This is a genomic window from Microbacterium sp. AC132, from assembly GCF_979258525.1.
This window is the reverse complement of the sequence record NZ_OZ409862.1, coordinates 2,362,605-2,375,231: the sequence shown is the minus strand read 5'-3', so window position 1 is coordinate 2,375,231 and position 12,627 is coordinate 2,362,605. Positions and strand designations below refer to the sequence as shown.

14 protein-coding genes are annotated in these 12,627 nt (G+C 70.8%); 6 read left to right on the top strand and 8 right to left on the bottom strand.

Annotation, left to right across the window (positions count from 1 at the left end):
* Nucleotides 1–6: 6 nt before the first annotated feature.
* Genes ACZZZQ_RS11260 through ACZZZQ_RS11250 form a run of 3 tightly spaced genes read right to left on the bottom strand, consistent with a single transcriptional unit; the run spans nucleotide 7 to nucleotide 3,223 of the window.
* A complete protein-coding gene (locus tag ACZZZQ_RS11260) occupies nucleotides 7–1,329 on the bottom strand; it encodes a glycosyltransferase family 2 protein (protein ID WP_463507576.1) in 1,323 nt (440 codons plus the stop codon).
* A complete protein-coding gene (locus ACZZZQ_RS11255; RefSeq protein WP_463507575.1) occupies nucleotides 1,323–2,297 on the bottom strand; it encodes a hypothetical protein in 975 nt (324 codons plus the stop codon). The genes ACZZZQ_RS11260 and ACZZZQ_RS11255 overlap by 7 nt, the downstream gene beginning before the upstream one ends.
* Nucleotides 2,294–3,223, bottom strand: coding sequence for a WcbI family polysaccharide biosynthesis putative acetyltransferase (locus tag ACZZZQ_RS11250; RefSeq protein WP_463507574.1), 930 nt, complete (start codon nucleotides 3,221–3,223; stop codon nucleotides 2,294–2,296). The genes ACZZZQ_RS11255 and ACZZZQ_RS11250 overlap by 4 nt, the downstream gene beginning before the upstream one ends.
* An 85-nt stretch (nucleotides 3,224–3,308) precedes the next feature.
* Between ACZZZQ_RS11250 and ACZZZQ_RS11245 the strand changes: the two genes are divergently transcribed.
* The 5 genes from ACZZZQ_RS11245 to ACZZZQ_RS11225 are packed head-to-tail and all read left to right on the top strand — an operon-like array spanning nucleotide 3,309 to nucleotide 7,971.
* A complete protein-coding gene (locus ACZZZQ_RS11245) occupies nucleotides 3,309–4,409 on the top strand; it encodes a glycosyltransferase (RefSeq protein ID WP_463507573.1) in 1,101 nt (366 codons plus the stop codon).
* A complete protein-coding gene (locus tag ACZZZQ_RS11240) occupies nucleotides 4,406–5,545 on the top strand; it encodes a glycosyltransferase (RefSeq protein WP_463507572.1) in 1,140 nt (379 codons plus the stop codon). Before ACZZZQ_RS11245 ends, ACZZZQ_RS11240 begins: the two co-directional genes overlap by 4 nt.
* Nucleotides 5,542–6,552, top strand: a complete 1,011-nt coding sequence (locus ACZZZQ_RS11235) for a glycosyltransferase (protein ID WP_463507571.1) — start codon at nucleotides 5,542–5,544, stop codon at nucleotides 6,550–6,552. Before ACZZZQ_RS11240 ends, ACZZZQ_RS11235 begins: the two co-directional genes overlap by 4 nt.
* A complete protein-coding gene (locus tag ACZZZQ_RS11230; RefSeq protein WP_463507570.1) occupies nucleotides 6,549–7,391 on the top strand; it encodes a galactosyltransferase-related protein in 843 nt (280 codons plus the stop codon). The genes ACZZZQ_RS11235 and ACZZZQ_RS11230 overlap by 4 nt, the downstream gene beginning before the upstream one ends.
* 52 nt (nucleotides 7,392–7,443) lie before the next feature.
* Nucleotides 7,444–7,971: a hypothetical protein gene (locus ACZZZQ_RS11225; protein ID WP_233277240.1), complete on the top strand. Its 528-nt coding sequence runs from the start codon at nucleotides 7,444–7,446 to the stop codon at nucleotides 7,969–7,971.
* Nucleotides 7,972–7,978: 7 nt separating this feature from the next.
* Here the strand turns inward: ACZZZQ_RS11225 and ACZZZQ_RS11220 are convergent, their stop codons facing one another.
* On the bottom strand, nucleotides 7,979–8,581 hold the full coding sequence (locus ACZZZQ_RS11220; protein ID WP_053097652.1) for a TetR/AcrR family transcriptional regulator: 603 nt from the start codon (nucleotides 8,579–8,581) through the stop codon (nucleotides 7,979–7,981).
* A 154-nt stretch (nucleotides 8,582–8,735) separates the two neighbouring features.
* Between ACZZZQ_RS11220 and ACZZZQ_RS11215 the strand changes: the two genes are divergently transcribed.
* On the top strand, nucleotides 8,736–9,452 hold the full coding sequence (locus ACZZZQ_RS11215; RefSeq protein ID WP_463499349.1) for an SDR family oxidoreductase: 717 nt from the start codon (nucleotides 8,736–8,738) through the stop codon (nucleotides 9,450–9,452).
* Nucleotides 9,453–9,532: 80 nt separating this feature from the next.
* On the opposite strand, the gene ACZZZQ_RS11210 is transcribed toward ACZZZQ_RS11215, so the two are convergent.
* The 4 genes from ACZZZQ_RS11210 to ACZZZQ_RS11195 all read right to left on the bottom strand — a co-directional run bounded on the left by ACZZZQ_RS11210 (nucleotide 9,533) and on the right by ACZZZQ_RS11195 (nucleotide 12,574).
* Entirely contained in the window at nucleotides 9,533–10,528 is a 996-nt protein-coding gene (locus ACZZZQ_RS11210) for an NADP-dependent oxidoreductase (RefSeq protein ID WP_463507569.1), read from the bottom strand.
* Between the two features lie 44 nt (nucleotides 10,529–10,572).
* Nucleotides 10,573–11,460, bottom strand: a complete 888-nt coding sequence (locus ACZZZQ_RS11205; protein WP_463507568.1) for an alpha/beta fold hydrolase — start codon at nucleotides 11,458–11,460, stop codon at nucleotides 10,573–10,575.
* Between the two features lie 83 nt (nucleotides 11,461–11,543).
* Nucleotides 11,544–12,164: a cyclodeaminase/cyclohydrolase family protein gene (locus ACZZZQ_RS11200; protein WP_463507567.1), complete on the bottom strand. Its 621-nt coding sequence runs from the start codon at nucleotides 12,162–12,164 to the stop codon at nucleotides 11,544–11,546.
* Between the two features lie 17 nt (nucleotides 12,165–12,181).
* Nucleotides 12,182–12,574 (bottom strand): hypothetical protein, encoded by a 393-nt coding sequence (locus ACZZZQ_RS11195; RefSeq protein ID WP_463507566.1) that lies wholly within the window; start codon nucleotides 12,572–12,574, stop codon nucleotides 12,182–12,184.
* Between the last annotated feature and the right edge of the window lie 53 nt (nucleotides 12,575–12,627).

The following is a 12,627-nucleotide window of genomic DNA, read 5'->3' as shown; positions in this document are numbered from 1 at the left end:
GTACGCTCAGCGGAACCGATCGGGACCGCCCCACCCTCCGACCCATGCCTCCACGTGCGGGTTCGAGCGCAGCAGATGAACGCCTTCCGCACGGACGGTCAGGGTCTCGAATCCCTCTGCCGTGCCCCATCGCGCGGCTCGCCGCAGCGCTCGTCGTGAGTGCAGCACACCGGCGGACGAGCCGGCGGAGTCGACGAGATCGACGGTGCCGACGTCACCCGCACCGAGGCCCGCGACGAGCTCGGCGATCCCTGCCGACTCGAGGACCACGACCGGGCGGTCGAGCTCCCAGAGCACCCTGGCCTCGGGCTCGTCGCCGTCGCCGTCGCCGTCGCCGTCGATCACGATGCGCGGGTCGTCGATGTCGAGTCCGGACGTCGCATCGAGCATCACGCGCGACCGCGGGAACGCGGTGAGGATCGAGTCCACCGCGATGAACAGCGCCTCCCGGGTGTGCGTGCCGCGCAGCCGGACGACGAGATCCGGGACCGCCGACAGCAGTCCCCGCGGAGCCGAGCCGCTGACCGGGATCGACGAGACGAGTGTCATGGTCTGGGCGTTCGCGCGCTCGAGCCCGGAATCCGTGCGCTCGGCCCACTCGGGCCCGTCGTGCCAGGCCACGGCCGTCGGCACGTGCGCCAGCACGGCGCCGGCCTGCCACATCCGATGCGCCCACTCCCAGTCCTCCCCGCCGTAGGTCGAGAACGACTCGTCGAAGCCGCCGGTCTCCTCGAACAGGCGACGCGAGCAGGCGATCACCGCGCCGATGACGAACCGGTACGAGCGGTCGTCGGCGTCGAGCAGGTCACGGCTGCGCGCGTACTCCTCGGCGAGCCAGGCCGGCTCCGGGAGCTCACGGCCGATCACCGCCTCGATCACGGGCGTCTCCGCATCGCTGCCCGAGAAGTCGGCGTGGCGACGCCGTCCGACCGTGACCGCCTCGGGAAGCAGCGCCGGAAGACGGGTGAGAGCCCGCACATACCCGGGTTCCGGGGCGGTGTCGGCATCCAGGAAGCAGAGCACGTCCCCGGTGCTCGCTCGTGCGCCGAGATTGCGTGCAGCGGCGAGGCGGAAGCCCCGGTCGTCCTGCCGCACGAGGGTGACCCCCGGCGGCACGAGGACATCCCCGGCGGAGCCGTCGTCGGCGACGACGATCTCGAGGAGTTCGCGCGGATAGTCCTGCGTCGACAGCGCCGACAGCGTGCGGGCGAGCTCCCCGGGCTGCTCGTAGTAGGCGACGATCACCGACACTTTCGGCAGCGTCTGCGGCCGGACCCCGTCGAGCGAGTCCCACCTGTTGCCGACGACCCACGGGCGCCGTGTCACCACGCCAGCCCGCCCCACCAGCGCACGTAGGCCTCCGCCGCGTCCGGCCACGACATCGGCAGCCGAGTGAGTCCGTGCCAGGTCGTCTCGGGTCGTTCGAACGCCGCCCGCACCGCGGTGGCGAGCTCTGATCCGTCGACGGTCTGCACGGTTCCCGGACGCAGCGCCGCCATCTCGTCCATGTAGCGATTGCGCACGGCGACGGGACGGCGCCCCCAGCCGATCCACGATGCGAGGGACCCCGACGCCGACACATGGCGATGGGCGATCACCGGCACCGACACCGCGCGTCCCCGCCGGGCGACCTCCTCGTCGTCGAGCCAGCCCGTCACGTCGACCTCGACCCCGAGGGCGCCCGCGCGACGGACGAACTCCTCGAGCTCCGCGGCGTGGCCGTCGGACGCCCGGCCGAGAACCGTCATCCTCGTGATGCCCGCGGACGCGGCTGCGCGGGCCGCCTCGTCGTGTCCCTTGCCCGGGTAGAAGTAGCCGAGCACTCCGATCGACGCGTCAGCCGGCGTCCGCGGCACCTCGGGCCGCAGCTCGACGGGCAGCGGGATGCTCACCGCCGGGCCCGTCCACACCCGCTCCTCGCGCAGCAGCGCACGCTCGTGGTCGCTGTTCACCGCCACTCCACGCGCCGCCGCCGCCACCGCCGCGTACGCGGCCCGCCGCCGTGGCAGGTTGCGCTCGCCGTCCGACGCCTGCGGCACATCGTGCAGGGTGACGCTGATCGCGCGCCCGGCGGCGAGGTCTCCGAACGCCTGCGCCGCCTCCTCGGGAGAGCGCCCCCAGAGCCGGTCGGTGAAGTGCACGTGCAACGGGGCGCGGTCGTCGTCCGCATCCAGGCCGTGCGGTTCCACGGTGCGGATCGACGGGTCCGCGACGCGGACCGCATCGGCCATCTGCCGTCCGTACATGGCGACGCCGTGCGTCCCAGGGTGGACGAGCAGCAGCGGGGTGACGCTCATCGTACTCGCCAGACGTCGAGAAGGGGCGCGAGACGGGTCACGGCGGCGTCGACGAACTCCGGGTGCGTGGCGTACCACTCGCGGTGAGCGGCACGCACCTCGGCGTCGTCGACCGCAACGCCGTCGACGATCCAGTGCGCGCGCGGCTCGTCCGCCAGCCCCCACGCGTCGACGACCTCCGGCTCCAACGGCGCGCGCACCGAGTTCAGCAGCGGGCGCCCGGGGTCGGTCGGGCCGCCCGTATGGCCGAGCATCTCGAGCATGCGGGCACCCAACGGCATCCACACCGCATCGCCCGGATGATTGACCGTGCGCATGTGATCGGCCGTGACGGAGTCGAAGAGGTCGGAGACCGCCACGTCGGCGCTCTGCTCGCGCAGGCGCAGCGTGTCGATCGACGTCTGTCCCACGGCCCGCACCTCAGCGGGCGCGAGCGCGGCGACGACGGGGATGCCCGCGGCGGCGGCGAGAGTGCGCACGTCGTGGTACGCCACGACGGGCGGATCTCCCTCGACGCCGGGAACCCGGAAGGCGGATTGGAAGGGATGCAGTCCGGCGAAGCGCACCGGGGGCACGGTCATGACCCGGGCATCGGTCACTGCGGCGATCTGCTGCGTCCCCAGCGGCAGATCGCGATAGTCGTCGCGGATCGGCTGGCTCACCACGACGTCGGCGAGGCCGGCGATCTCGTGCAGGCGCGCGGCGTCGGCGGCGGTCATCTCGTGCACGGCGGGGACGCGCACGAATCGGTGCTCCGGCGCATCCATCACCACGCGCAGCGACTCGGCCTGGCAGTTGCCGAGGACGACGCCGAATCGTTCGGGAAGCGGGGTGAGCCCGTAGAACTCCGAGTAGTGCCTCTGACGCGCTAGCACCACGGAGCCGGTCGGCGCAACGCCCGTGCGCGGTTCGGGATCGTGGCTCATGATTCGAACGTACCCCCTTCGATCGCATCAGTCGTGCGCCCCCTTTGCTGTGCGGTCACCCCCGTCATCGCGACCCCGCACGTCGATGCTCTGCCCGCCCACGGAGAACCACATCGTCACCGAACCCGCCCTCATCCGCGTCGCCTCGATCCCGGCCACCCATCCCTACGTGCGCGCCATCGCCGACACGGAGCGAGTGAAGGTCCTCCCCGATCCGCCCGTTCCCGGCGCAGCTGCGGGCGTCTGGTGGCCTCCGGTGGCTCTCACCCCGCAGTGGCTGGTGTCGCACGCAGATGAGTTCGATGTGCTGCACGTGCACTTCGGCCTCGAATCCTTCTCGCCCGACGAGCTGCGCGAGGCGCTCGAGACCGCGCACCGGCTCGGCCGCCCGGTCGTGTACACCGTGCACGACCTCGAGAACCCGCAGCTGGTCGACCAGGCGCCGTACCGAGAGCTGCTCGATGTGATCATCCCGTCGGCCGATCACCTGGTCACGCTCACCGCGACGGCGGCGGCCGAGATCGAACGACGGTGGCACCGGAGCAGCGAGGTGCTGGCGCACCCCACCCTGCTCGACGATGCGCCTGTGATCGGGCGCTCGGACGACGCGACCGTGCGGGTCGGCATCCACCTGCGCGACCTGCGTCCCAACATCGACGCGGAGCGTGCGGTCCGCACGGCTGTCGACGCGGCCGGACCGCTCGCCGAGGCGGGTCGCGCCGTCGAGTTCGAGATCCTGCTGAACGAGCGCACGCGGGATGACGAGGCGGCAGCCCGCGTGGTCGCCGCCGCGGCCGACCACCCGTCCGTGCACGTGCGGCGCACCCCGCGGCTGAGCGACGCGGACATCGCCGCGTGGATCGGCGGCCTCGACCTCTTCGTCCTGCCGTACCTGCACGGAACCCACTCGGGATGGGTCGAGCTCTGCCACGACCTGGGGGTCCCCGTGGCCGGGACCGAGGTGGGGCACATCGGCTCGCAGCATCCCGACGACTTCTTCGTCATCGGGCTCGACGACGCGCGGACGCTGGCCGAGGCCGTGTCGCGCGCGTCGGACGCGCCGCCCCGGCCGCCGATGGACACGCGCAGGTCCGAGAGGCTGGCCGAGCGGCAGGCGGTGCGCACCGCCCATGCGCGGCTGTATGCCGAGGCATGTGCGCGCGTCACCGAGGGGGTCCGCGCATGATGGGTCGCGAGCAGTTGCGGGTGCTGGTCGTGGCGCCCGAACGTCATCCTCTTCGCCAACCGCACGCGGGCGGACTGGAGGCCGTGGTCTGGAACCGCGTGCGCTGGCTGCGCAGCCGCGGCCACCACGTGGAGCTGTGCGCGGCGGAGGGCTCGGACTTCCTCGACGCCGACATAGACCTGCACCTGCCGAGTCCGCGGTGGCACCGGGCGCGGGATGCGTCCGACACCGACTTCCCCGAGGGGCACCGCCGTCTCATGACCGACGCGTTCGCCCGGGTGCGGGATCGGCTCGACGCGCCGGAGACCCGCGTCGATGTCGTCGACAACCACAGCCTCCACGGCGATCCGATCCTGTGGAGCCGTGAGATCGGGGTTCCGGTCGTCACGACGCTGCACACCCCTCCCCTCGCCGACATGGTGATCGCGTCGAATGCTCTCGACGGCTCGTCGCCGCACAGGTTCCTCGCGGTCAGCCAGTACACGGCGCGCGCGTGGTCGGCCGAGGGCGTCGAGGCGTTCGTCTTCACCAACGGCGTCGACACCGCACAGTGGAGTCTGGGATCGGGCGGAGGGGACTGGGTGTGGTTCGGCCGGATCGTGCCCGAGAAGGCACCCCATCTCGCCATCGACGCCGCTCGACGCGCCGGCGCACGCCTGAAGCTCGCGGGGCGCGTCGGCGACGCCGCCTATTTCGACCGCGAGGTGCGCCCACGTCTCGGCCGGGGCATCGACTACGTCGGCGCGCTGCGACAGCCCGAGCTCGCCGCGCTCGTCGGGGCTTCATCGGTCGCCCTCGTGACACCGGTGTGGTCGGAGCCCTTCGGGCTGGTGATGGCCGAGGCGCTCATGACCGGCACGCCCGTCGCCGCGTTCGACTCGGGAGGCACCAGTGAGGTGCTCGCCGGAATCCCCGGCACCGCCGTGGTGCCGTCCGCCGACACCGAGGCGCTCGCGCGCGCCGCGACGAACCTGGTCGCGCAGTCGCGCAGCGGACTGCGCCGACGGGATGTGCGCGACGCCGCCTCCGCGCGGCATTCGCTCGACCATCGGCATCGCGAGATCGAACGGGTCCTCACCGTCGCCGCTCAGAGCGCGATGCCCGCCCACGAGCTCGTGGAGGCGGTCGGAGCATGATCGCCTGGTACGTGCACCATCACGGGTGGGGCCACCTGACGCGGATGCAGGCGATCCGCCCGCACCTCGCCGACGAGGTCACGGTGTTCTCGAGCCTGCCTGAGCCCGAGTCCCTGGCACCGCGGACGACATGGGTTCAGCTGCCCTCCGACTCCGACCCGGTCGTCGGGGCCGACGGAGTGCGCCGAGAGGCGCACGAGCTCGGCGATGTCACCGCGAACGGCAGCCTGCACTGGGCACCCCTCGGGCATCCCGGGCATCAGGCTCGCCTCTCGGTGATCGCCGACTGGGTGGCCGTCCACCCGACCGCGGCCTTCGTCGTCGACGTCAGCGTCGAGATCACGATGCTCGCCCGCCTGATGGGCGTGCCGACGATCGTCTTCGCTCAACCGGGCGAGCGCACCGACGCCCCGCACCGGCTCGGATACGACCTCGCCGACCTCATCCTGACGCCCTGGCCGCAGGGAACGATCGAGGCGACGGCGCTCGTCGGCCGCGAGCGCGTGCGAGCGGTCGGCGGCGTGTCTCGCTATGACGGCCGAGCCCGCGTCGACACCGGCGATGAGCACCCTCGTCGCGTGCTGTTCCTGGGCCGCGCTCTCGACCGTGACGGGCTCTCGGAGACCGTCGAGCTGCTCAGAGCGGACGGGTGGGACGTCGAGACCGCCGGCGCGAACGGAGACGACCGGGTCGACGACGTCTGGCCCCTGCTGTGCCGCGCCACGGTCGTGGTGAGCGCGGCGGGCCAGAACAGCATCGCCGACCTCGCCGCCGCCGATGCCCGCGCCGTCGTGATCGCCCAGGAGAGGCCATTCGGCGAGCAAGAGGACATGGCCCGCGTGCTCGCCGCACAGGGCTTCGCCCAGAGTCTTCCGGTCGATGCGGAGCCCTCCCAGGTCGTGGACGGCATCCGCCGAGCTGCCGAGACCGCTCCCCGCTGGCACGCGTGGCAGGTGCACGGGGCTGCGGCCCGCGCCGCGAGCGCGATCGAGGAGGTGGCGCGATGAGCGTCCGCGTCGCCGTCATCACGCCGGCTTCGATCAACCGTCTCGACCATCTGCAGCGTCAGCGGCGGTTCCTCGACGAGGTGAGCACACCCGGCGTCGAGATCATCCGCATCGAGGCGTGGCTCGATGCGGATGCGCCGCCCGTGCAGCCCCCGGCCCTGTTCGTGCATGTGCCGCCGGGCGACCACGGCATGCGCGTCGGCGCGGCGCGGAACGCGGCGGCCTCGCTCGCGCTCGCTCGGGACGTCGACCTGCTGGTGTTCCTCGATGTCGACTGCCTGCCGGGACCGGGACTCGTCGAGCGATATATCGGTGCCGCGCGAACGCACCCGCAGGACCTCCTCTGCGGCCCGGTGACCTATCTCCACAGTGTGCAGCGCCCGTCGACACCGCACGATCTCGGCATCCTGACCCGTCCGCACCCCGCTCGCCCGCTGCCCGCGGGCGACGCCGTCGTCGCGGCGACCGATGACGAGTTCGACCTGTTCTGGTCGCTCTCGTTCGCGGTGACCCCCGAGACCTGGACGCGTCTCGGCGGATTCGACGAGGTGTACGAGGGCTACGGCGCCGAAGACACCGACCTGGGTCGACGCGCACGGGCGCGTGGCATCGGTCTGCGCTGGGTCGGCGGCGCGCATGCCTACCACCAGTGGCATCCGGCCGGCTCTCCGCCCTGGCGCCACCTCGACGACATCCTGCGCAACGGCGCTCTGTTCGCCGAGCGATGGGGCGAGTGGCCGATGCGCGGCTGGATAGACAGCTTCATCGAGGGCGGTGCCGTGGAACCTCACGGCGACGGCTTCCGCCGCGTCGATCGCGCGAGCGCATCCCGTCGCTGAACCGCTCGACGGGAGGTTCGGATGCCGGGGAATCCGCACTACGCTCGGCAGCATGACGGCGTCTTCCCCCGATGAGCACCCGCTGCTTCGCGCGCACCGCACCCTGCGTCCGGGATTCGGCACCGAAGCGGCGGTCTACGGAACGATCCTCGTGAGCGGACTGATCGCCGTCTCGTCCGCACACGGAGAGACGTCTGCCGCGGTGCTCCTGTCGGTCGGAGTGACCGTCATCGTCTTCTGGGCGGCGCATGTCTACGCGGGTGCCGTCGCCCGGCTCGGCCGAGACGATCCCGAGCAGATGGGCGTGCGCACGGCCATCGGCCGCTCGGTGCGCCATTCACTCGGGATGCTGAGCTCGGCCGGGATCCCCGCGCTCATCCTCGTCGCCGGCACGACGCGGGTCATTCCCGACGATGCCGCGAACGACGTCGCCCTGTGGTCGGGAACCGTCATCCTGGCCTTCCTCGGCTACGTGGCCTTCCTCCGTCGGGGCAGCTCCATCCCCGTCCGCATCCTCGGGGCGCTGAGCACAGCGCTGTTCGGGGTGGCCTTCGTCGTGCTGAAGGCGTTCGTGCACTGACGTCCGGTCAGGCCGGCAGGATCACTCTGATCTGCGCGGCGACCTCGTCGACGATCTGCTCGACCGAGTGAGCGATGTTGATCGTGGCGGACATGGTCAGGAACATGACGGCCGAGACGATGCGGGCGAGCGCCGCGGCCTCGTCGGCCGAGACCCGCGTATCACGGGCGATGACGTCGGCGACCAGCTGCTCGGTCTGCCCGGTGAGGGCGAGCGCCTCACCGTGATGCGGTTCTTCGGGGTCGCCGAACACGATCTCACGCAGGTAGGTGCGGCCGTTGTCGATCTGGGTGCGGTTGCATTCGATGACCGGCCGGATCACCGCCAGCACACCCTCGAGAACACCGTCCGCGTCGGCGGCGGCGGCGCGTCCGCGCTCGAGCGCCTCGGCGTACATCGAGTTCTGCACGAGCAGCAGCAGCTCGCCCTTGGTCTTGGCGTAGAGGAAGAGCGTTCCCGTGCCGATGTCGGCGCGATCGGCGATCTCCTGCGTCGTGACGTCGTCCACCCCTCGCTCGGCGAAGAGCTCGCCAGCAGCGGTCGTGATGCGCTCGAGCTTGTCGAGCTTGTTGCGCTCACGTCGACCGAGAGGGCGGGAGTCGACAGTCATGGCGTCCTTCGGAATAAATAATGATCACGCTCAGTTCTGATCATAGTCACCAGGGCGTGGGCTCGGTCCGCCCATTCTCCCACGAGCGCCTCATCGATCCACGGTGAAGCCGTGACGGCATCCGTTCGATCCCTCCCACAGAAAGCCCACCCTCATGCCTTCTCTCTCTGGAGCAGTAGTCCTCGTCACCGGCGCGAACGGAGGGATCGGCACGCACTTCGTCCGCGAAGCCCTCGCGCGCGGCGCCTCGAAGGTCTACGCCTCCGCACGCACGCCCCGCGAGTGGGATGACGAGCGCATCGTGCCGCTCGCCCTCGACGTCACCGATCCGGCATCGATCGCCGCAGCCGTCGCGGCCGCACCCGACGTCACGGTGCTCATCAACAACGCCGGCGCTTCGCCCTCCAGCCCCGGCATCCTCTCGCACAGCGACGAGGAGATCCGCGCGAACGTCGAGACCAACTTCCTCGGCCCGCTGTTCCTCGCTCGCGCCTTCGCGCCGATCCTCTCGGCCCAGCCGCAGTCGGCGCTCATCGACATCCACTCGGCCTTGAGCTGGTACGCCGTCGCCGGCATCTACAGCGCGACCAAGGCGGCGCTGTGGTCGGCGACGAACTCGCTGCGCCTCGAGCTCGCCCCGGCCGGAGTGCACGTCGTCGGGGTGCACGTCGGATACGTCGACACGGCAATGGCGGCGAACGTCACCGACCCGAAGCTCGACCCGGCCGTGCTCGTGACCAAGGTGCTGGATGCCACGGAGGCGGGCGAGTACGAGGTGCTCGCCGACGACACCTCGGTGCAGGTCAGGGCCGCCCTGAGCGCCCCGCTCGAGGCGCTCTACCCACAGCTGGCGCGCACCTCGGAGCAGTAGTCCACACGGCGAAGGCCCCGGGAGCGATCGGATCGCTCCCGGGGCCTTCGTGCGTCCGGATGCTCTGCAGCGATCAGGACTCAGGCTCCCCTGATCACGACCTTGCCGCGGATTCCGCCCCGGGTCAGCGACGCGATGCCGTCGGCGGCCTCCTCGAACGGGAGCACGCGACCGACGATCGGGCGGATGGCTCCCGCGTCGACGAGTTCTGCGATCTGGCGCAGCTGTTCGCCGCTCGCCCGCATGAAGAGGAACGTGTAGGCGACGCCCAGGCGCTTCGCCTGGGCCCGGACCTTGCGGCTGAGCACGGCCATGGCCAGTCGGAGCAGTGGATTGAGGCCGGCTGCGCGGGCGAACTCGGGTGTGGGCGGACCCGAGATCCCGACCGCCCTGCCTCCCGGCCGCAGGATGCGCAGCGACTTCTCGAGGTTCTCGCCGCCGAGGCTGTCGAGCACGACGTCGTATCCACTGAGGACCTCCTCGAAGTCCTCAGACCGGTAGTCGACGACATGGTCGGCGCCGAGCATCCTCACGAAGTCGGCGTTCGCGCCGCTCGCGGTCGTCGCCACCTCCGCGCCCAGGTGCTTCGCGAGCTGGATCGCGATCGATCCGACGCCACCGGCTCCCGCATGGATCAGCACCTTGTCGCCCCGCCGCACCTCGCCGATCTCGACCAGGGCCTGCCAGGCCGTCAGCGCGACGAGCGGCAGCGACCCCGCCTCGTCCATCGTGATCGACGCGGGCTTCAGCGCCACGTCGCTCTCGTCGACCGCGATCCGCTCGGCGAAGGTCCCGATGCGACGATCGCGCGGACGCGCGTAGACCTCGTCGCCGATCGCGAAACGGCTCACGCCGGCGCCGACGCGGATGACCGTGCCCGCGACGTCATGCCCGAGGACGATCGGCAGACGGTACGGCAGGATCGCTCTGAACTCGCCGGCGCGGATCTTCTCATCCAGCTGGTTGACACCCGCCGCCTGCACGCGGACGAGCACGTCGTGCTCGCCCACGGAGGGCTCAGGCACGTCGGCCGCGTGCACGGCGGTGTCGTACTTCGAGAGGACGAAAGCTCTCATGGGTGATGCTCCTTCTGTGCTGTCGGAGGGCCGATCGGGAGAGGTCAGCGACGCGGAGGGGCGTCAGCCGCCGAGGCCTGGTCGGCGGTAAGGAAGGCGACCGCGACCGGAGCGAACCTCTCCCAGTACTGGAAGATCGCTCCATGCCCCGAGTTCGGATAGATGATCAGCTCGCTGCCCGGGATGCGGCGGTGCAGATCGCTCGACAGCACCGAGGGGACCATCCGGTCGTCGTCGCCGTTGGCGATCAGCGTCGGACCGGTGATGACCGACAGATCGGACGGCGCCGAGCGGCCGAACTTCGCGATCGCCGTGAGCTGCGTCTGGAACGCCGAGAGCCTGATGTCCCGGTCACGGTCGACAGCGCGTTCGCCCAGACGGTTCACGAAGGCCTTCGCGGCCTTCTTGCCCGCCGCATCGCGGTGGAAGAAGAGGAACTCCTTCGGATCGGAACGGGTCAGCGTCGCCCGCAGCACGTCCCAGTAGGTGGTGGCGACGACCTTGTCCATGTCCTTGCCGCCGCGCGGACCGGTGCCGGTCAGCACGAGGCGGCGCACGAGAGTCGGATGCGCGACGATCAGGTCCTGCGCGATCATGCCTCCCATCGAGAACGAGAAGACGTCGATCGTCGAATAGCCCAGCCCTCTGATGAACGAGTACGCGTCGCCGGCGGCGCTCTCGAGGGTGGCCGGGACCTTCCCCGACGAGCGGCCCACACCGCGCTGGTCGAAGGTGATCACGTGCCGGTGCTGCGCGATCGCGTCGACGATCCGCGGGTCCCAGTTGTCGAGAGTGCCGGCGAGGTGCATGAAGAACACCACCGGGACCTCTTCGACGGGTCCGAGCTCGCGGTATGCGAACGTCACCCCGTCAGCAGTCAGCGTCTTGGTCGGCGCATGCGCGTACGACGCGTGAAAGGGCGAGCTGCTCATGGCGATCTCCGGAATCCGTCGCAGAATAACGACTGAACTCTATTATGAGCGCACTCAGTTTTATTGTCAACGGCGAGATGCTCTCAGTCGAGTCGAGAGGACAGCTCCTCGATGATCTGCGCGACCTCGCGTCGCGCATCCGCCAACCGTTCGATCTCCGCGTCGAGGCCGGCGAGCGCGGTGTCGGACGATCCGTGACGGCGTGCGATCTGCAGGTTCGCCCGGATGTTCAGCGACGCCCCCGACAATCCGGCGCCCAGGGCCTCTGCGGCGACGGCGAGATCAACGGCGATGTGAGGGTTGCCCGCCTCGACGAGCACCCGCACGTCGCGCAGCATCCGCACGCCGATGCCACCGACCTGCGCCGCGGACTCGGCCGCTTCGACGGCCGCCTCGCGGACGCGCTCGTCGCGGGACGGGTCGTCGCTGGGCAGTGCGAGGGCAGCCCCGAAGCGTGCCGAGACGACGCCGTCCGCCTCGACCGCCCGCAGCGCCTCGACGCGTCGCCCGGCGAGCGGATCGAGGCGCTCCGATGCTCGAGGGTCGTCATCGGAATACCCGCCCACCATGCTCATCAGCGAGGCGGCGATCGCGAGCATCACTCCCGACGCGGCGCCTCCCCCGGGAGAACCGGTCGGACGACTCAGCGCGTCGAACCAGTAGTCCATCGGGGTGGATGCGGGGATGTCGGCGGAGTCCTCCATGACCGTCACCCTACGAGCTACGACCAGAGCAGCGGGAGCAGCGACACCACGAGACCCACGAACCCGACGCCGGCGAACACGATCCCGAGGGTGAGGACGACGCGGCGTGCGTGCGGGGGCTCCCCCACCCGTGCGTGGGAGGGGTTGTTCGCGCTGACCACTCCGTCGGCCCAGCCTGCCTCCGCGGTCGCCGATTCCTGCCGGCTCAGCGGTCGCTCGTGGAAATCTCCGCCGGCGAACCAGCGGGCGAGCAACGCCCCGTCGCGCTCGATGACGGCGATCTCTGCGGGCAGCCACGGCCCCTCGATCGTCCGGATGAGGACGCCGATCAGCAGCATCGGCAGACCGAGCCCGAGGCCGACCCACGACAGCACCTCGCCGACGAGCGCGAGGGTGTCGAGCATCTTCATGATCTCATCGTAGAGAGTTCGGTTAACCCTCGTCGGCCTCTGACGCAAGGCCC